The sequence below is a fragment of the Pseudoalteromonas sp. 2CM36K genome (assembly GCF_023161865.1).
Lineage (GTDB): Bacteria > Pseudomonadota > Gammaproteobacteria > Enterobacterales > Alteromonadaceae > Pseudoalteromonas > Pseudoalteromonas tetraodonis.
Genome location: NZ_JALNTK010000010.1, coordinates 95,810 through 113,932, shown reverse-complemented (window position 1 = coordinate 113,932; position 18,123 = coordinate 95,810). Strand labels below are relative to the sequence as shown.

The following is an 18,123-nucleotide window of genomic DNA, read 5'->3' as shown; positions in this document are numbered from 1 at the left end:
AGGAGCCATTGGCTCCTTTTTTATTGCTCATCTATAATCTCTAGCGCATCCACACCTTAATGTCGGCTAGACCATTGCTTTGTAACAAACCAATTTGCTGTTCAACATTGGGGTTTTGCTCAAACTCAAATGCATCTAATTGCTCGTCAAAGGTAATATTAGCGACGCCATCGCCGCCACGTTTTTTAACTTGATGTAATGCTATGTCAGCTAGATTAATTGATGTTTCCCAGCTAATAACTTGCCCACCTAAAAGAGGTAAAGGATAGAACGACCACCCGACTGACGCTGTTATATTGGTTGTTTCACCGTTAGGAAGCTGAAACGAATAATCTGCAATTGCTTGGCATAATTCAGATACATAGCTGTCGATTAAATTACATTTAAAATCGCGCAATAGCAGTAAAAACTCATCACCACTCCAACGGGCAACATAATCAGAACCTTGGGTACGCGAGTTAAGTAATGCCGCTACTTGTTGTAAACAGCTATCTCCGGCAATAGGACCATAGGCATCGTTAATGCGGCTAAAGTTATCTAAATTAATAATTAACAATACCAACGATTTACCTTGAGCCTGCAATGACTGCGAGTTACGCTGAAAATGCTCAATATCTTTTGGTAGTTGATCAAACAAAAAACGGCGACTTCTCAGCCCTGTTAGCTCATCAGAGTGACTAACAAGCTTAAGCTGAGAGTTTACTTGGTTTAATTTATCGTTTGCTTGGCGAAGCTCAAGGGTTCGCTCAGTAATAAGCCCCTCAAGAACTTGCTGCTTACGTCGCTCTTGAACTTTAAATACCCAAAACACCAAATAAAAGAGCAACACAAAACCACTGGTGATCAGTAATCTAAAATATATAGTTTCACCAAATCGTTCAGGCACCACAAAAGCGTATTCGGCCGATTGCGCTTTGCCCCAATCTTCACCTTGACGTTTTGTCTCTAATTCAAATAAAAACATACCTGCTGGTAAGTTAGTGTAAATTGCTTCTCGGCGGGTATTTGCATAGCGCCAATCATTATCAAGCCCATTGAGTTTATACCTAAACTCTATACTTGCAGGTGCATAGTAATCGATGGCGGTATAGGTAAGCGTTACATCACGCTCGTCAGTTTTAAGTACTGGCTTTTTACCTAACGCAGCCGCAGTAAGTTTTCGTGATGGCGTGGTTAAAGTTTCTATAGTTGGTTTAAGTGAACGCAGTCCAAATAATTCTACGTCTTTAGGAATTTCTACAACACCTTGCAAGCTGGGATACCAAATTGAATTATCCATATCAACCACCGCATCATGGCCTAAACCATTACAGCATTGACTTGCTTTACCATCGAGCTGTCGATCAAATGAAGAGATCACTTCCTCCACTTTTAGGCTTTCAATGTTGGCTTTGAATTGCTCAACCGGCATGCGATAAACCCCTTTCATGGTGCTTACCCAAATACGTTTTGTAGTATCATCGTATTCAAGACTAAATATAGAACCGTATGGCAGCCCATTGGCGGCATCTAATTGCTGCCACTGCCCTTGTCCACTGCGATAAAACAAACCATCGTTAAGCGAGCCAATTAAAATCCCCACACCTTTAATGTGTAAAATGCTAGTCACGTACGCACTTTCCAAAGTGGTTTGGTCGCCTATTTTTTCTATCCCGCGTTCAGTAAAGTAATACGCCCCTTTACTGGTACCAATCACGCCAAAATTTGGTTTATCTAAAACATAGGTTACAAACTTACTGCCTAAAAAAGCATTGTACGCAAAAGGGTTTAAGCCATTGTAATTTAAACGATATAAGCCTCGCCCAGTGCCCACCCAAAAGCCGCCTTTAGTCGACGTACTAATAGCAAATACAGGATTATCACTCAACGCACGGGCAGGAAAACTATATAAGGTATTCGACTCGTAGAAAAACAAACCTCTACCAGTGGCAACATAAAGACGATTGCCGTCAAACTGTAAGTCATGTACTGAGGCGTTACCATACTTGGTACTGTTAATGACATTGATAAACGTTTTATCGGCATCGAAATAGCCTACGCCGCTTTTGTTGGCAATCCATAACTTACCATCTGGTGATTTACTAATGGCCATAACCGCTTCGGTCATTTTAGAAATGGCTGAATGGCGCTCTATTCGCCCTTCGTGAGCAAGCCAAAGTCCCTCACTAAAACTCGCTAACCATATATTATTTTCATCATCTCTAAATATATCGGCAAACCAAATACTTTGATCTAATTGACTGGGCTCAACCCATTGCCAATCATCCGATTTCCCTCTGAACAATAAGCGCCCATAAGTCGATACCCACAGGCCACCATTGCCATCACTCATAAACTTATAAACGGCTGAGTTGTTAGCGTTAGGCAGCGGAAATGGGCGTAGCTCATCATCTAAATCTAAAAAGTAAGCGCCTAGCTCAGAAGCAAGATATAAATTGCCATTTAAAAAGGATAAGTCGTGAACAATTGTTTGCGCTAAACGATCAGGCAAGGCCACTTTAGCGGTAAGCTCTAAGCGCAATTTAGAAAAATCAGACGCGCTTTGCGTCAAGCGCAATAAATTACGATCGTTAACCAGCCAAATTCCCTCTGGTGAGAGCGCCATTTTACTGACTGACCCTACTATTTGGGTGATCGCAGTGGCATTTACGATAGGGCTCGGATTGTTTAGCTGGTCGCGCAGCTCTATCTGGCCTCTATCTATGTAATAAAGCCCATTAGCTGCTATCCAAATACTGCCTTTAGAGTCTTCAAGAATATCTCTAACAGGGCCTTTAATATTAAACTCTTGTGCGGTTAGCTTTTCTGGGTCTATAACAACGAGGCCGTTTTTCGTGCCTATCCATAATAGTCCTTGGCCATCAATCAGTAATTTATTGATGCCATTGCTGGGTAAAAACAGACTATTTTGAGTGTTGTAATTAGTAAAAGTGTTACCATCAAATCGGCTTAATCCGAATTGCGTACCAAGCCACATGTAGCCTTGGTTATCTTGCACCACACTTTTGAGGGATTGTGAGGGAAGTCCGTCTTTAATGTTCCATTGTTTAACTACGTAATCAGTAATTGAAGCCGTACTTGGCATGGCACACATCAAGAGTACACAAACCAATAAAAATCGCATCATAGTGCTGCCACCTAGTTAAACAAATAATAAATTAAAAGGGTAGTAAACCTACTTTTATCAATGCTTGCAAACAAATAAGCGAAAAAATACCTGCAAGTACATCATCGGCCATAATACCAAACCCACCATGAGCACGTTTATCAAGTATACGAATCGGCCCTGGCTTTGCTATATCAAAAAAGCGAAATAGTAAAAAGCCCACTAATAATGTTTGCCAATTCAGTGCTGCACCAATCATCGTTATATAGTAACCAGCGACTTCATCCCAAACAATAGCGGGGTGGTCATGAACTTGAAGGTCATCAGCTGTTTTTCCACATGCCCAAATACCAAATATACTGATCACCACCGCAAATACAATTTGTAACCATAACGGAAAATGCATGGTAATAAAAATAAATGGTAACGCCGCTAAAGTACCAAATGTACCAGGGGCTTTAGGCGCAAGCCCTGTACCAAAACCCAAACCAAAAAATTGATGTGGGCGTTTTAAATTAAATAATCGGTTTTTATTCAAACCTGCTCCTTGGAAAAGTGCTCAAAGCCTTTGTGCTCAAAAACAAACTTTTCACCTTGGTGTAATAATTCTATATTCCCGTCACCACTTTTGATTTGGCCGATACAGGTTGCTTCTACACCGTATTGGCGCAACTTAATATCGAGCATACTCTTATTACTGTCTGGGACAGTGTAAAGTAGTTCATAGTCATCGCCATAGTTGAGTATAAAAGGAAGCTGTTGCTCAAAATCAAGACTCGCTTGCATCGCATCAGAAGTAGGTACATTTTCAATATTGATTGTTGCACTGACCTGTGACAAATCCAAAATGTGCCCTAAGTCAGCAAGTAAACCGTCTGAAATATCAATCGCTGATGACGCTAAGCCACGCAAAGCTTGTCCGGCGGCCACGCGTGGCGTTGGAAAGTTTAAACATTTATTAATATGCTTTAAATGTTCAGGTGCAACTGGCAAACCTTGTTTTTTTGACTCAATTGCCAAACCAGCATCACCTAGCGGTCCGGTTACAAAAATCCAGTCGCCCACTTTTGCGCCACTTCGACACAGTGCTTTACCTTCAGGAACCGTGCCTTTTGCACAAATAGTAATACTGAGTGGGCCTTGAGTCGTATCGCCACCAATAATTTGTACATTAAAGTACTCAGCAATTTCATGCATGCCGTCAGTCAGCTCTGCAATCCATTGTGGATCGATACTTGGCAACGTGAGTGCAACCGATACCCATGTAGGCTCTGCACCCATGGCAGCTAAATCACTTAAATTTACTGCCAGAGCTCGATGCCCTAATGCGCGAGGAGAGATATCATGAAAAAAATGCACCCCAGCAACTAAGGTATCTGTTGTTATAGCAAGCTGGCAGTTTGCTGGTACTGTGACAAGCGCACAGTCATCTCCAATCCCTAAATTAACATCGCGACGAGTGATACCGCGACCTTTAAAGTAGTGATTAATTAATTCAAATTCCTTCATACACAAAAAAGCCGACCTATGCCGGCTCTCCTTTTTAACGGTTATTTATAACAACTCACTGAAATTAATATGCAGCTTAAGTTGTTATGACTTGCGTAACTGTTTTACAGCTTTATCAAGTACACCGTTTACAAATTTATGGCTATCTTCAGCGCCAAACATTTTCGCTAATTCAATGCTTTCATTGATAGCCACTTTGTAAGGAACATCTTCACGAAATTTAAGCTCGTAGCTGCTTAAACGTAAGATTGCACGTTCAACTTCGTCTAATTCATCAAATGGACGAGTTAAATGAGGCGATACAGCTTCGTCTAGTTGCTTATGATTTACGGCAACTCCACGCGCTAAATCTTTAAAATATTCAACATCAATTTTAGTCACATCGTTTTCGATCAACATTTGTTGTTCGATATCGGCAATCGCATTGCCGCTTAATTGCCATGAATACACGGCTTGAAGTGCTAAGATACGTGCTTTACGTCTTGCTGCTGGTTTCACAAAAATTCCTTAAACTTAAATTTTATCTAACACATTAACCATTTCAAGCGCACCTAAAGCAGCTTCGCCGCCTTTGTTACCCATTTTGGTACCTGCGCGCTCAATTGCTTGCTCAATGCTTTCAGTGGTTAATACGCCAAATGCAACCGGGATATCATACTCAAGCGATACTTGTGCAAGCCCTTTATTTGACTCGCCAGCGACGAGATCAAAGTGAGGCGTGCCCCCTCTGATCACTACACCTAAGGCGATAATTGCATCATATTCTTTTTTTGCTGCAACGCGTTTCGCTGCCAAAGGTAATTCAACCGCACCGGGTACGTAAATCACGGTAATATCGTCTTCTGATACTCCACCAGTACGTTTTAGCTCATCAACAGCACCTGCAAGCAAGCTACTACCAATAAAGTCATTAAAACGAGAAATGACAATGGCAAACTTTTTGCCTGGAGCGTATTTATTACCTTCAATAATTTTCATTTGATAACCCTAAAAATAAGTTTAAGCGATTTCGGTTGCGCAAAAATTGATGCGCATTATACCACATAAATAAAATAATAACCTAGCGCGTAATTATTGTGGCTCTACGTAGTCAACCACTTCTAAATGGAACCCTGATAATGCATGGTATTTTTTAGGTAAACTCATCAAACGCATTTTTTGAATACCTAAATCAGCCAGAATTTGCGAACCCACACCTACGGTGCGCGAAGTACCTTGAAATTTACGTGGCGTCACATTTTCACCCGCATCAGCTGCGGCAAACGCTTTTACTGTGGCTTCTAACTCTTCAGTGCTTTCTTGCTTACCTAAAATAACTAAGGCGCCATTATGCTCAGCAATATAAGCCATTGCTTGCGATAAACCCCAACTACGGTCAGCATTGCGATCAGAGAGTAAAATATCGTTAAAAGTACTTTGTAAATGCACACGTACTAAGGTCGGTTCTTGTTGTTTTATTTCACCTTTAAGCAATGCATAGTGTAACTGCCCATCAATGGTGTCTTTGTAAGTCACTAAGTCAAACTCACCATGTTCAGTTGGCAATTTACATTTTGCAACTTGCTCAATTGTGGTTTCGTTTAGGTTGCGGTACTCGATTAAATCAGCAATGGTGCCAATTTTAATATCATGTTGCTTAGCAAATACTTCTAAATCAGGACGACGCGCCATGGTGCCATCTTCATTTAGGATTTCTACAATCACTGATGATGGCTCAAGCCCTGCTAAACGCGCTAAGTCACACCCCGCTTCTGTATGCCCTGCACGTGTTAACACGCCGCCTGGTTGCGCCATAATAGGAAAAATATGACCTGGTTGTACAATATCGCTTGGCACAGCGCCTTTCGCAATGGCAGCTTGAACAGTGCGAGCACGATCCGCTGCAGAAATACCTGTGGTGACCCCTTTTGATGCTTCAATTGACATGGTGAAATTAGTTGAGAATGCGGCACCATTATTTTTTACCATTAATGGTAAATCAAGCTGCGAGCAACGCTCTTGAGTCATCGTTAAACAAATTAGTCCACGGCCATGAGTCGCCATAAAGTTAATCGCTTCTGCACTAATGTGTTCAGCAGCAATAATTAAATCGCCTTCATTTTCTCTGTCTTCATCATCCATTAAAATAACCATTTTACCGGCTTTAATGTCATCAATTATTTCTTGTGCGCTGTTTAAATTCATAAGTTGCTCGTATAAGTTGTCAATGTCGTTATTTTATAAAGCCCGCTTTAGCGAGTAAGCTCATCGAAATATCTGAACCCGAAGGTTGGTCAGCCCCTCTAACTAGGCGCTCTAAATAACGTGCTATTTGGTCGACCTCTAAATTAACCTGGGTGCCAACTTTAAAGTCAGCTATGGTCGTTTGCTCGCTGGTGTGGGGCACAATCGTCAGTTTAAATTTATTACCTTCAACCGCATTAACCGTCAGGCTAATACCATCAATACAAACCGACCCTTTGTAAGGAATGTATTTCATTAAATTTTCATCGGTGGCTAACCAATATTCTGTTGCTCGCGCATTGGCATTAATCGCTGTGATAGTAGCAATACCATCTACATGGCCAGATACTAAATGACCACCGAGGCGCGAAACAGGTTGCATCGCCTTTTCTAGATTAACGGTTTGCCCTAATGCGTAATGTGCAAATCCCGTTAAGCTAATCGTTTCATTTGATAAGTCAGCACTAAAGCCATCAATATGCTTATCAACAACCGTCAGGCAGACACCATTAGTTGCAATACTGTCACCTAACTTAACATCACTCATATCAAGGTTTTTACTTTGGATACGAATAGCTAAATCACCTTGTTTTTTTTGTAATAACGCAATTTTACCTGTCGCTTCAACTATTCCAGTAAACATAGTGCTACTCTTTATATAAAATGATTAATGAGCTTTTTTTAGTGCTGTGATACGTAAATCATCACCAATTAACACACACTCATTAAAAGTTAAATTAATGGTATTTTGCATACTCATTAACTCTGGGAAATTCAGTAAACTTTTAGCATCGCAGCCCATTAATTTAGGGGCAATGTAAAAAACAAACTCATCAATTAAATCAAGTTCTGTCATTTTGCCAGCCAGTGTTGCTCCGGCCTCTAGCCACACATTATTAAACTGCAATTGGGCTAGCGTGTTTAACACGGCCAGTAAATCTACTTTATTATTATTTTCAGGTACTTCAATCTGTTTAACAAAATGAGGCCACTGATGCGATTTATCAACCTTGGTGGTAAATATTATCACCTCACTTTGAATTGAAAATAAGGCAAGATCAGGGGTAAGTCTATTTTGTGAGTCAATAACAACGCGAACCGGTTGGCGCAGTGGTAAATCAGTTGGTAAAGAATACGGTAACTCTTCTGGGCGCACATTTAATTTTGCATCATCCATTAATACCGTATCGGCACCGGTTAAAATTGCACAGCTTTGTGCTCGGTATAGTTGCACATCTTGGCGCGCTGCGGGGCCAGTGATCCATTTACTTTGCCCGTTTTTAAGCGCCGTTTTACCATCTATACTTGCGGCCATTTTGCAAGTCACAAAGGGTAATCCCTGCTCCATGCGCTTAAAAAACCCAAGGTTTAATGCGCGAGCTTGCGCTTCAAGTAACCCGTAAGCGACTTCTATACCAGCATCCGCTAAAATTTTCAGACCTTTGCCTGCAACTTGCGGGTTGCTGTCAACCATAGCAGCAATCACTTTTTTAACACCTGCTGCTTTTAGCCCTTCAGCACATGGCGGTGTTCGACCATAATGACTGCAAGGCTCAAGTGTTACATAAGCGGTTGCGCCTTTTGCATTTTCACCAGCCATAGCCAGTGCGTTTACCTCTGCGTGACCTTGACCCGCTAACTGATGAAACCCTTCACCTATTACTTTATTATTTTTTACGAGTACGCAGCCAACATTAGGATTAGGAGTGGTGGTAAAGCGCCCTTTTTTTGCCAGTTCAATAGCGCGAGCCATGTAGCGTTTATCATCCTCTGAAAACGAACTTTGCATGCTCATTACTATTCTCCTAAGCGGGCTATTTCTTCACCAAATTCGCGTATATCTTCAAACGAGCGATATACAGAGGCAAATCTTACATAGGCCACTTTATCTAACTTTTTAAGCGCTTCCATAATGCACTCACCCACCAAATGGCTAGACACTTCGCGTTCGCCAGTGGCACGTAACTGCGACTTAATAATATTAACCACTTCGTCAACTTGCTCAGTGCTTACGGGGCGTTTTTCGAGGGCGCGAGTTAAGCCATTTAGTAACTTATCTTCATTAAACGGTTCGCGGCTGCCATCTTGCTTGATGACCCGTGGCATCACTAATTCAGCCCCTTCAAAGGTGGTAAATCGTTCGTGGCATTCATTACATTCACGACGTCTACGTACTTGGTGTCCTCCACCTACAAGGCGAGAATCAATAACTTTAGTATCTTTGGCGGTACAAAAAGGGCAATGCATAACTGTGTGTTTCCGTTTTAAAAACAAAAAATGGCCGCTATCATAGCGGCCATTATCATATCAAAAATGTGTGCAGTTGTGATCTAAATTACTATTTTACTCTTGGATTAAGCGTAAACAGGTAATTTTGCACAAATTGCTTTCACTTTTTCTTTTACTTGCGCTTGTACTGACTCATCTTCGATGTTGTCTAGTACATCACAGATCCAGCCCGCTAACTCTTTTGATTCAGCTTCTTTAAAGCCACGACGAGTGATTGCTGGTGAACCAATACGCAGACCAGAGGTAACAAATGGTGAACGTGGATCGTTCGGTACTGAGTTTTTGTTAACCGTGATATTCGCATTACCTAGGGCAGCATCTGCATCTTTACCTGTGATATCTTTGTCGATTAAGTCAAGTAAGAATAAGTGGTTATCAGTTTTACCCGATACTACTTTGTAGCCGCGCTCTTGTAATACCGCAACCATTGCTTGTGCATTTTTAACAACTTGTGCTTGGTATGTTTTAAACTCAGGTTGAAGTGCTTCTTTAAATGCAACCGCTTTAGCAGCAATAACATGACATAAAGGACCACCTTGGCCACCTGGGAAAACAGCGCTGTTTAGCTTTTTGTAAATTTCTTCATCGCCACACGCAGAGATGATTAAACCACCGCGAGGACCCGCTAATGTTTTGTGTGTTGTGGTTGTTACAACGTGAGCAAATGGCACTGGGCTTGGGTAAACACCCGCAGCAATTAAACCTGCAACGTGCGCCATATCAACAAATAAGTAAGCACCTACTTTGTCTGCAATTTCACGGAACTTAGCCCAATCAACAATACCTGAGTATGCAGAAAAACCAGCAATGATCATTTTTGGTTTGTGCTCAAGTGCTAACGCTTCAACTTGTGCGTAATCAATTTCGCCAGTTTCTTCGTTAAGGCCATACTGAATTGCGTTGTATGTTTTACCAGAGAAGTTTACGTGTGAGCCATGTGTTAAGTGACCACCGTGCGCTAGGCTCATGCCTAATACAGTGTCAAGTGGGCTTAAAAGAGCTTGGAAAACAGCAGCATTCGCTTGTGAACCGGCATGAGGTTGCACATTTGCGTAATCTGTACCGAATAATTCATTTGCGCGGTCAATAGCAAGTTGCTCAACTACGTCTACGTGCTCACAGCCACCGTAGTAACGTTTGCCCGGGTAACCTTCAGCGTATTTGTTAGTCAGCTGAGAACCCTGCGCTTCAAGTACGCGTGGGCTACAGTAGTTTTCAGATGCAATTAACTCAATATGTTCTTCCTGACGTGATGTTTCTTTGCTCATCGCGTCAAATAACTCTGGATCAAAGTCCGAAATATTCATGCTACGTTCTAACATTGGGGTCTCCTGGGCAACGTGTATGGGTATTTTTTAGAGGCTTTATTGTACGCTTAAAACGACGTTTTGCCTACGCTCTTAAGTTGAGGATATTTAAACAGGGATTGAAACTATTTCACAGCATTTTGATGATGATATTTTTTTATAAACTAATAACAATTTTAAATGAATTTTATTTACTACATTTATATAGCTTATGCGTTATGTCTAAAGCGATGCACAAACAAACAAAAAAAGCGGCCTAAGCCGCTTTTATTATTTGCCTTTTTTAGGCTAGCTTTTTAAACAATTCTGTACGCAAAATACCATAATCGTTGTGCATATCCGTGGCTAAACACGGTTTTGCTAATGCATCAGCTAACGGCTTTGGCATATCTAATTCAACATTAAGGATATCCTCAACGCTGTCTTTAAATTTGGCCGGATGCGCAGTCGCTAAAAAAATCCCCACAGCATCTGCCGCCTTATTTTCTACAAGACCTTGGTAAGCAATTGCGGTGTGAGGCTCTGCAATATAGCCAAGCTGTTGAATTTTTTTCATCACTGTTTGTGTTTGCTGCTCATCAACACTCACCGAATAAAAGTTATCATAACTAAACCAGTTATTATCTAACATTGATTGCACACGTGGCCAGTTATTAGGTTTACTCACATCCATTGCATTTGAAAGCGATTCAATTGTCGCATTAGGCGTCCAATTTTTATCAAGCATAAAGCGCGGTACTGTGTCGTTTTGGTTTGTAGTCGCGCTTAGTTTACCTACAGGCATACCAATAACCGCACCAATCATAGCCGCACACACATTACCAAAGTTACCACTCGGTACTGAAATATGCGCTGTAGCACGCTTTTCTTTTGGCAGCTGTGCAATGGCTTCAAAGTAATAACACACCTGCGCGACTAAACGGCTAATGTTAATTGAATTTGCTGAATTTAAACCAAGTTTTGCTTTTAACTCTTCATCTAAAAATGATTTTTTAACCAACTCTTGGCAATCATCAAAACTGCCTTCTATCGCGTAACAATGAATATTGTCACCGAGTGTAGTAAATAGCTTTTGCTGAGCGAGTGAAATTTTGCCCTTAGGGTATAAAATAACCACATCAATATTTGGCTTATTATAAAAAGCATGCGCGACAGCGGCACCGGTATCACCCGACGTTGCTGTCAATATTGTCACTTTTTCGCCGTGGTTAAACTGCGCTAAACACTCCGCCATAAAGCGGCCACCAAAATCTTTAAACGCCAATGTCGGTCCATGGAAAAGCTCTAAGCAGTAGGTGTTTTCTGCAACTTCCACCAGCTTAACTGGGAAGTTAAATGCATTTTTTACCATTTGGGCAACCGTATCGCTTGGTAACTCATCACCAATCAGATGAGAGAGGATTTTGCCGCTACGAGTTACAAAGTCCATATCGAGTAACGTATCAATATCGCTAAGCGGCGCTAACGACTCTGGGAAAAACACCCCTTGATTACGCCCCAATCCAGTTTTAACGGCTTCAACAAACGACACCTTTTGTGAATATTCTTTTAAATTATGTAATTGCATGACTACTGCTCCTTTATGCTGTTAATTGACGCGTGCCGTCGTTATCTAATTTACAAATATGGCAAAAACCTTGCTCGTTGATGTAATTTTCCTCTAGCCACTGCGCGCATTGCTCTGCCGCTTCAAGCGTTTTACATACACTAAACAAGGTCGGCCCTGCGCCTGAAATACTCACCACTTCAGCACCGAGTTCTGGCAAACTAAGTTTGGCTTGGTCAAAACCATTTATTAACGGCGCACGATGTGGTTCAGCAATATTGTCTTGCATAATACAAAGCGCCTCATCAAAACGTGAAGTCAGCAATAAACTGCTAAAAGCCGATAATCGCTGCGCAAACTCTACCCCCACATGCATACTTAGCTCTTTTGGTAAAACAGAGCGTGCCTTTGCGGTATTGAGCGAAAAGCCAGGAAATGCGGCAACGTAATACCAGTTTTCATCAACAGGTAACGCTATTGATTTATTTGGAATTAAGTCGCCCGTTAATTGTAAGCCACCAAGATAACAAGGAGTGATATTGTCATAATGACGTCCACCGCTTACCAAGCCTTCAAAATCGGCCATTAGCTCTATTAACTCAACTTGGCTTAAATTAGTTTGAGCAAACTTATCCAGCGCTGCAAATGCCGCAACAACAGAGCAAGCACTTGAGCCTAACCCAGACCCTATAGGCAGGTTTTTCTTCAACTCTAATTTTACGGCTGGCATATTCGGTGCTACATGTGTACGAAAATGCACTAAACATTGATACGCTAAGTTTTCATTCGCATCGCTTGGGAGTTTATGGGCGTATTCGCCACTACAAATAAACTCATCACGAGGCGCTTCACATATAGTAACCACATCCCCCAGCAAGCTGCCATCAATCGGGGCTAACGCCGCACCGAGGGAGTCAAAACCAACCGTAAAATTACCAATGGAGGCTGGCGCATAAACTTCAATCATAACCGCCCCCTAGCGTGATAGTGTTTTAAGAATATCGGCAAATACACCCGCAGCAGTTACTGCAGAGCCTGCGCCATAACCACGGATAACAAACGGACGTGGCTGATAGTATTGGCTTAAAATAGCCAGCGCATTTTCACCATCACGAATTACACTTAATGCGTGTGATGAATCTACCGCTTCAATACCTACTTTACAGTGTCCATTTTTAATTGTGCCTACATAGCGAAGTACTTTACCTTCACTCGCTGCACTTTGAATACGGTCGTTAAAGTCAGCATCCAGACTTGGTAGCTTTGCCATAAACTCATCAACATTGTCACCTTGGGCGAAGCCTTGTGGTAGTACAGACTCCACTTCTATGTCGCTAAGCTCCAATTTCATACCTGCTTCGCGGGCAATGATAAGTAGTTTACGTGCTACGTCTGTTCCCGATAAGTCATCGCGAGGATCGGGTTCAGTAAAGCCACTTTCTTTCGCTTTAATTGTTGCTTCAGAGAGTGATAAACCATCTTCAAGGGCACCAAACATGTACGAAAGTGAGCCAGATAAAATACCACTAAATTCAAGTAATTCATCGCCAGCACCAAAGAGTGATTGCAAGTTATCAATTACAGGCAAACCCGCACCTACGTTAGTTTCGTATAAAAATTTACGGTTATTTTTATGCGTTGCTGCAATTAAGTCTTGGTAATAAGTATATGAACTAGTCGTCGCTTTTTTGTTAGCGGCCACAACGTGGAAACCCGCATTTAAAAAATCGACGTATTGCGAAGCCAAGGCATCTGATGAAGTACAATCAACTAGCACAGGGTTAACCAAGTGATTTTGCTTAACAAACTGTTCTACTAATTTTAAATCAAATGCTTGCTCTGATTGCGTTAGTTTTTGTTGCCAATCATCAAAAGCAATGCCTTCACCATCAAGGTGTAATTGACGAGAATTAGCCACACCGTATAGGTTTAATTTAATATTACGCTTTTCAAGCCATGCTTGTTGACGTTCAAGCTGGTTTATTAGCTCTTGACCGACTAAGCCACATCCCAATAAAAACACATCGATTGAAGGCACATGAGTGAAAAAGTTTTCATGACAGATTTTAACCGCGTCATTACACAACTCACCATCAATAACCGCAGAAATAGCGCTTTCAGTTGAATCTTGCGCTATGGCAACAATGTTTACTTGTGCTTGAGCAAGCGATGCAAAAAACTTAGCAGCTAAGCCTTTATGTGCGCGCATGTTATCGCCCACTAGCGTTACAATTGCTAAATTACGTTGCACATTTACCGGCTCAATTAAGCCTGCTTTTGACTCTAAGTCAAAGGCTACTTGCAACGCATTCAACGCTAGATTTAAATCACTTTCATGAACACAAAAACTGATGCTAAATTCACATGATGATTGAGTGATCAGGACGATTGACACGTTATCATGCGCTAATGCATTAAATACTTTCGATGCCATGCCCACTTTGCCCTTCATACCAGGGCCCGAAACGGTCAACATAGCTAAGTTTTGTAGGCTTGAGAGTGCTTTTACTGGTTCATCAGATACCGTATCGTTACTAATTAGTGAGCCTTGCGCATCTGGGTTATGAGTGTTTTTAATTTCGCATGGCACTCCAGCTTTTGCACACGGTAGGATAGTTTTAGGGTGCAACACTTTAGCGCCAAAATAAGAAAGCTCCATCGCCTCTTTGTAAGATAGGAAATCAACCTTAGTGGCTTTTTTGATATAACGCGGATCGGCGCTGTATACACCATCAACGTCAGTCCATATTTGGCACACTTGCGCCTCTAAACACGCTGCAGCAATGGCCGCTGAATAATCAGAGCCATTTCGACCAAGTGTTGTGAGCTCACCTTTATCATTACTTGCAGTAAAGCCAGGCATAATGTAAACCGTTGCTGGCGACTCTTTTAGTACCGCTTGAAAACGGGCTTTACTGGCGACTAAATCAGCTTCAGCGTCTATGTGTCCACCCGTTGAAACAATACAGTCTGTTGCTTGTAAATAATGCGCGTTATGATCGGCTAGTAGGCTTTGCATTAGCGATACGCTAACACGTTCACCAAAGCTAATAATAAAAGCCCTGATTTTATCTGGGCAACACTTAATTAGTGCAACCCCATCAAGCTTATTTTTCAATTCGTTAAAGTCCGGCCAGTTTTGAACTGTTCCTTGTCTTTCCTCTACAGCCGCTTTTAAAGCATTGCAGCGGGTGACAAGTGCATCCCACAACGGGTTGAAATCCTGCCCCTGCTCTGCAGCACTAGCCAACGCAACAAGCGAATCTGTCATACCGCCAGGCGCTGAAAGCACCAGTAACATTTCATCTTTTAATTGTGCCTTAGCGAGTGCAGCTACTTGCTCTAAGCAGGCAAAGTCAGCGAGCGATGAGCCACCAAATTTTAAAACGCGCATTTTTTATGTTTCCTCATTCCATAAAACGAAAAAAGGCCTGTGTTCTAAGTGAACACAGGCCTTTAAATTTGTTGCACCGACCTATGCCACTATCCAGTAAGAATGGTGGTTGTAATAATAATGGTCGTTACAAGACTAAATGTTTTCATAAGCTTAAGACTGCCTTAACAAAGGCTATTCTGTCAACCCTAAATTAGAAGATAAAACAGTCTTTTTCATCATGAATTTTATTAATAAATGCCAAACTTATGCAAAACGTCGTTAAGTTGTATTTTATTAATCGGTTTATGAATGAAATCAATTGCACCAAGTTGCGCTACCCGCTCTCGCATTTTTTGTTGAATGTCAGCAGAAATTACCAATACATAAGTCTCTATTTTATTTGCTTTAACTTGCTCAAGTACTTCAATACCATCCACTTCAGGCATGGTTAAATCGAGGCATAGAAGATCAAACTGCCCATGATGCAACTGCTCCAAGGCTTCCTTACCATTTTTTGCCTGTTGAATATCGGCATCTATGCACTCATTTAAACAGCGGACCACTTGTTTACGAGCAACGGTTGAGTCATCACAGACTAAAATAGAAAAACGCACCATAATGACTATTTAATTAAACTCATATAAAACACCTAAACCCACGCTAAAATCAATTTGCTTGCTCAGTCAGCAAAAAGTAAAGAGTATAACCAACATAACTAGCGAGCAGGTTATTTACTGTATCTTTTACTAACGTTATCAATAAAATGCATGAATGCACAATACAAATTAGCAAAATAACTCTACCTAATTTACAAACAAGCTGGCTAACACACTACGCTTTATTGTTAAGTTCATGAGGGAATCCTTTTTTAAGAGCCTAAAATAACAATATAATAAAATATATGTTTATTTTTAATGATTTATTAACTAATGTTTATAAGCGTACATTAACAGCTGAATAACTAAAGGAAATACAAGTCCCTCATGCCGCAAAAAAGTCTCTCAACAAAGTTACTCACACGAGTTTTATCAGTTTATTTTATACTGACTTTTGTGGTGACCTGCGGGCAAATTTTCGCAGAGTACGTCAATACTAAAGATTACATACGCGATGAACTTGGCACATTACAAAAGACCTTTGGTAGAAGTTTAACCAGAGCAATTTGGGAGCTAAATATAAAGCAAACCATCACAACCGCCGAAGGATTACTCGATATACCTATGGTTGAGGGGGTTATTATTCGTGACGATAATGGCGCTATTATTTCTCAATTAGGCCGCGCGCTAAATATTCACAATCTTTACAGTCAGCAACTTGTGCAAGAAGATGTCATGGTAGAGGACACCAAAGCCGGTTTATTTGGCTATACATTCCCACTTATTTTTGAGTTTTCAGGACGAGCAACGCAAGTAGGCGATGTTACTTTATTTTCTAGTCGCGATGTAATTTTTAGTCGCATTATGCTCTCTATCTACTTTTTGATTGGTAATGCCATGATTAAAACAACCTTTTTAATCATCTTATTTTTAATTGCATTTAGAAAGTTACTCACCGAGCCCCTTACTCAATTAACCGAGCAAATTGAATACCTTGAGTTAGAAGAGCTTGATGGTCAACAGGTTAAAATAGTCACCGATGAAAATAACGAGCTTAAAGTAATGGAACGCTCTTTTAACAATCTGATTTCGAAGGTTGTTGAGTATAAAAAAGAGTTAAAACAAACTCAGCATGACCTAATTGAAAGCAATCAAAAACTGGATCAACAAAACTTACAACTTGAACAGGATGTTGCGCGTAAAACATCAAATTTAAGCCAAGCAATGATCGATCTGCAACAACAAAAATATGAACTAGAGCGACAAAAAGCAGTTTTAACAGAAGAAGTCGATTTACGAAAGCAAACCGAACAAGAACTGTTAAGCAAACAAACTCAGCTACAAAGCTCGCTCGATGAATTAAGCTTTGCGCAAGAGCAACTGGTTGGCTCAGAAAAAATGGCGGTATTAGGCGGCTTAGTGGCGGGGATCACTCATGAAATTAATACCCCCATTGGTATCGGCGTTACTGCCACCTCTTTTCTACAAGAGCGATTAACCGAAATAGAAACTGCGTATAAAAATAAATCATTATCGTCTGCGGCGTTAGAAGGCTTTATTAATGATGCAGCACAAAGCGCTCAACTGCTCTCTCACAACTTAGAACGAGCCTCAGATTTAATAACCAGCTTTAAACAAATTGCGGTAGATCAGGCCAGTGAAGCCCTAAGAACAATTAACTTTAAAGACTACATCAACGAAGTTATACGCTCTTTGCACCCACAAATTAAAAAAACATCTCACAGCATTCGCCTACATTGCCCAGATGATTTAATTATTAATTTACCTGCTGGGGTGATCAGCCAAATATTTACTAACTTAATTATGAATTCATTAGTGCATGGCTTTGAAAATATAAATAGTGGTCAAATTACCATAGATGTAAATACCGATGAAAACGACTTAGTTATTAATTATCAAGATAATGGTATCGGTTTAAAACCGGCTCAACTTAAGCGTTTATTTGACCCATTCTTCACCACAAAGCGTGATGAAGGTGGCAGCGGCTTAGGTGCTCACATTATTTTTAACCTCGTAAAACAAACACTCAATGGAAAAATTGAAGTCAGTAGCGAACCTAACCAAGGGTTACATTACCGAATTTCGTTCCCTAAAAATATGTCATCCCCCCTGCCACTTTTTAAACTCGATTAGCCGTTTCTAGAAGCGGC

The 18,123-nt window shown here is 40.9% G+C and carries 15 protein-coding genes; 1 reads left to right on the top strand and 14 read right to left on the bottom strand.

The genetic code is table 11. The features are described from left to right. Positions 1-40: 40 nt before the first annotated feature. From MTN97_RS08195 to MTN97_RS08130, 14 genes are all read right to left on the bottom strand, one after another. Positions 41-3,127 carry a ligand-binding sensor domain-containing diguanylate cyclase gene (locus MTN97_RS08195; protein ID WP_036979875.1) on the bottom strand — a complete coding sequence of 1,029 codons (3,087 nt, stop codon included), beginning with the start codon at positions 3,125-3,127 and terminating at the stop codon, positions 41-43. Positions 3,128-3,158: 31 nt separating this feature from the next. Further along, the gene (locus tag MTN97_RS08190; protein WP_008110211.1) at positions 3,159-3,644 is read right to left on the bottom strand and encodes a phosphatidylglycerophosphatase A; all 486 of its coding nucleotides are present in this window, start codon (positions 3,642-3,644) and stop codon (positions 3,159-3,161) included. After that, a complete protein-coding gene (gene thiL / locus MTN97_RS08185) occupies positions 3,641-4,615 on the bottom strand; it encodes a thiamine-phosphate kinase (protein WP_036979878.1) in 975 nt (324 codons plus the stop codon). The genes MTN97_RS08190 and thiL overlap by 4 nt, the downstream gene beginning before the upstream one ends. A gap of 84 nt (positions 4,616-4,699) precedes the next feature. Further along, the gene (nusB, locus tag MTN97_RS08180; protein ID WP_008110215.1) at positions 4,700-5,113 is read right to left on the bottom strand and encodes a transcription antitermination factor NusB; all 414 of its coding nucleotides are present in this window, start codon (positions 5,111-5,113) and stop codon (positions 4,700-4,702) included. Positions 5,114-5,128: 15 nt separating this feature from the next. Beyond that, on the bottom strand, positions 5,129-5,593 hold the full coding sequence (gene ribE / locus MTN97_RS08175) for a 6,7-dimethyl-8-ribityllumazine synthase (RefSeq protein ID WP_008110216.1): 465 nt from the start codon (positions 5,591-5,593) through the stop codon (positions 5,129-5,131). A 93-nt stretch (positions 5,594-5,686) separates the two neighbouring features. After that, the gene (ribBA, locus tag MTN97_RS08170; RefSeq protein WP_013464232.1) at positions 5,687-6,799 is read right to left on the bottom strand and encodes a bifunctional 3,4-dihydroxy-2-butanone-4-phosphate synthase/GTP cyclohydrolase II; all 1,113 of its coding nucleotides are present in this window, start codon (positions 6,797-6,799) and stop codon (positions 5,687-5,689) included. 28 nt (positions 6,800-6,827) lie between these two features. Further along, positions 6,828-7,481 (bottom strand): riboflavin synthase, encoded by a 654-nt coding sequence (locus MTN97_RS08165; protein ID WP_036979881.1) that lies wholly within the window; start codon positions 7,479-7,481, stop codon positions 6,828-6,830. 24 nt (positions 7,482-7,505) lie between these two features. Next, positions 7,506-8,633, bottom strand: a complete 1,128-nt coding sequence (ribD, locus tag MTN97_RS08160; RefSeq protein WP_248474129.1) for a bifunctional diaminohydroxyphosphoribosylaminopyrimidine deaminase/5-amino-6-(5-phosphoribosylamino)uracil reductase RibD — start codon at positions 8,631-8,633, stop codon at positions 7,506-7,508. A gap of 2 nt (positions 8,634-8,635) precedes the next feature. Beyond that, positions 8,636-9,085: a transcriptional regulator NrdR gene (gene nrdR / locus MTN97_RS08155; RefSeq protein WP_010390928.1), complete on the bottom strand. Its 450-nt coding sequence runs from the start codon at positions 9,083-9,085 to the stop codon at positions 8,636-8,638. A 107-nt stretch (positions 9,086-9,192) separates the two neighbouring features. Then, entirely contained in the window at positions 9,193-10,449 is a 1,257-nt protein-coding gene (gene glyA / locus MTN97_RS08150) for a serine hydroxymethyltransferase (RefSeq protein WP_013464229.1), read from the bottom strand. 268 nt (positions 10,450-10,717) lie between these two features. After that, the gene (gene thrC / locus MTN97_RS08145; RefSeq protein ID WP_248474128.1) at positions 10,718-12,001 is read right to left on the bottom strand and encodes a threonine synthase; all 1,284 of its coding nucleotides are present in this window, start codon (positions 11,999-12,001) and stop codon (positions 10,718-10,720) included. Positions 12,002-12,014: 13 nt separating this feature from the next. Next, positions 12,015-12,947 (bottom strand): homoserine kinase, encoded by a 933-nt coding sequence (gene thrB, locus MTN97_RS08140; RefSeq protein ID WP_248474127.1) that lies wholly within the window; start codon positions 12,945-12,947, stop codon positions 12,015-12,017. A 9-nt stretch (positions 12,948-12,956) separates the two neighbouring features. After that, a complete protein-coding gene (thrA, locus tag MTN97_RS08135; protein ID WP_248474126.1) occupies positions 12,957-15,374 on the bottom strand; it encodes a bifunctional aspartate kinase/homoserine dehydrogenase I in 2,418 nt (805 codons plus the stop codon). Positions 15,375-15,604: 230 nt separating this feature from the next. Then, positions 15,605-15,973 (bottom strand): response regulator, encoded by a 369-nt coding sequence (locus tag MTN97_RS08130; RefSeq protein ID WP_010390921.1) that lies wholly within the window; start codon positions 15,971-15,973, stop codon positions 15,605-15,607. A gap of 366 nt (positions 15,974-16,339) precedes the next feature. On the opposite strand from MTN97_RS08130, the gene MTN97_RS08125 reads away from it, so the two are divergent. Continuing rightward, positions 16,340-18,106, top strand: a complete 1,767-nt coding sequence (locus MTN97_RS08125; RefSeq protein WP_248474125.1) for an ATP-binding protein — start codon at positions 16,340-16,342, stop codon at positions 18,104-18,106. Positions 18,107-18,123: the final 17 nt, after the last annotated feature.

Excerpts from the sequence above, each read along its gene's own strand:
- ribD (WP_248474129.1), bottom strand. The coding sequence starts at position 8,633 with ATGAGCATGCAAAGTTCGTTTTCAGAGGATGATAAACGCTACATGGCT.
- MTN97_RS08195 (WP_036979875.1), bottom strand. The coding sequence starts at position 3,127 with ATGATGCGATTTTTATTGGTTTGTGTACTCTTGATGTGTGCCATGCCA.
- thrA (WP_248474126.1), bottom strand. The coding sequence starts at position 15,374 with ATGCGCGTTTTAAAATTTGGTGGCTCATCGCTCGCTGACTTTGCCTGC.
- thrC (WP_248474128.1), bottom strand. The coding sequence starts at position 12,001 with ATGCAATTACATAATTTAAAAGAATATTCACAAAAGGTGTCGTTTGTT.
- MTN97_RS08130 (WP_010390921.1), bottom strand. The coding sequence starts at position 15,973 with ATGGTGCGTTTTTCTATTTTAGTCTGTGATGACTCAACCGTTGCTCGT.
- ribE (WP_008110216.1), bottom strand. The coding sequence starts at position 5,593 with ATGAAAATTATTGAAGGTAATAAATACGCTCCAGGCAAAAAGTTTGCC.
- thrB (WP_248474127.1), bottom strand. The coding sequence starts at position 12,947 with ATGATTGAAGTTTATGCGCCAGCCTCCATTGGTAATTTTACGGTTGGT.
- MTN97_RS08125 (WP_248474125.1), top strand. The coding sequence starts at position 16,340 with ATGCCGCAAAAAAGTCTCTCAACAAAGTTACTCACACGAGTTTTATCA.
- nrdR (WP_010390928.1), bottom strand. The coding sequence starts at position 9,085 with ATGCATTGCCCTTTTTGTACCGCCAAAGATACTAAAGTTATTGATTCT.
- ribBA (WP_013464232.1), bottom strand. The coding sequence starts at position 6,799 with ATGAATTTAAACAGCGCACAAGAAATAATTGATGACATTAAAGCCGGT.
- thiL (WP_036979878.1), bottom strand. The coding sequence starts at position 4,615 with ATGAAGGAATTTGAATTAATTAATCACTACTTTAAAGGTCGCGGTATC.
- glyA (WP_013464229.1), bottom strand. The coding sequence starts at position 10,449 with ATGTTAGAACGTAGCATGAATATTTCGGACTTTGATCCAGAGTTATTT.
- MTN97_RS08165 (WP_036979881.1), bottom strand. The coding sequence starts at position 7,481 with ATGTTTACTGGAATAGTTGAAGCGACAGGTAAAATTGCGTTATTACAA.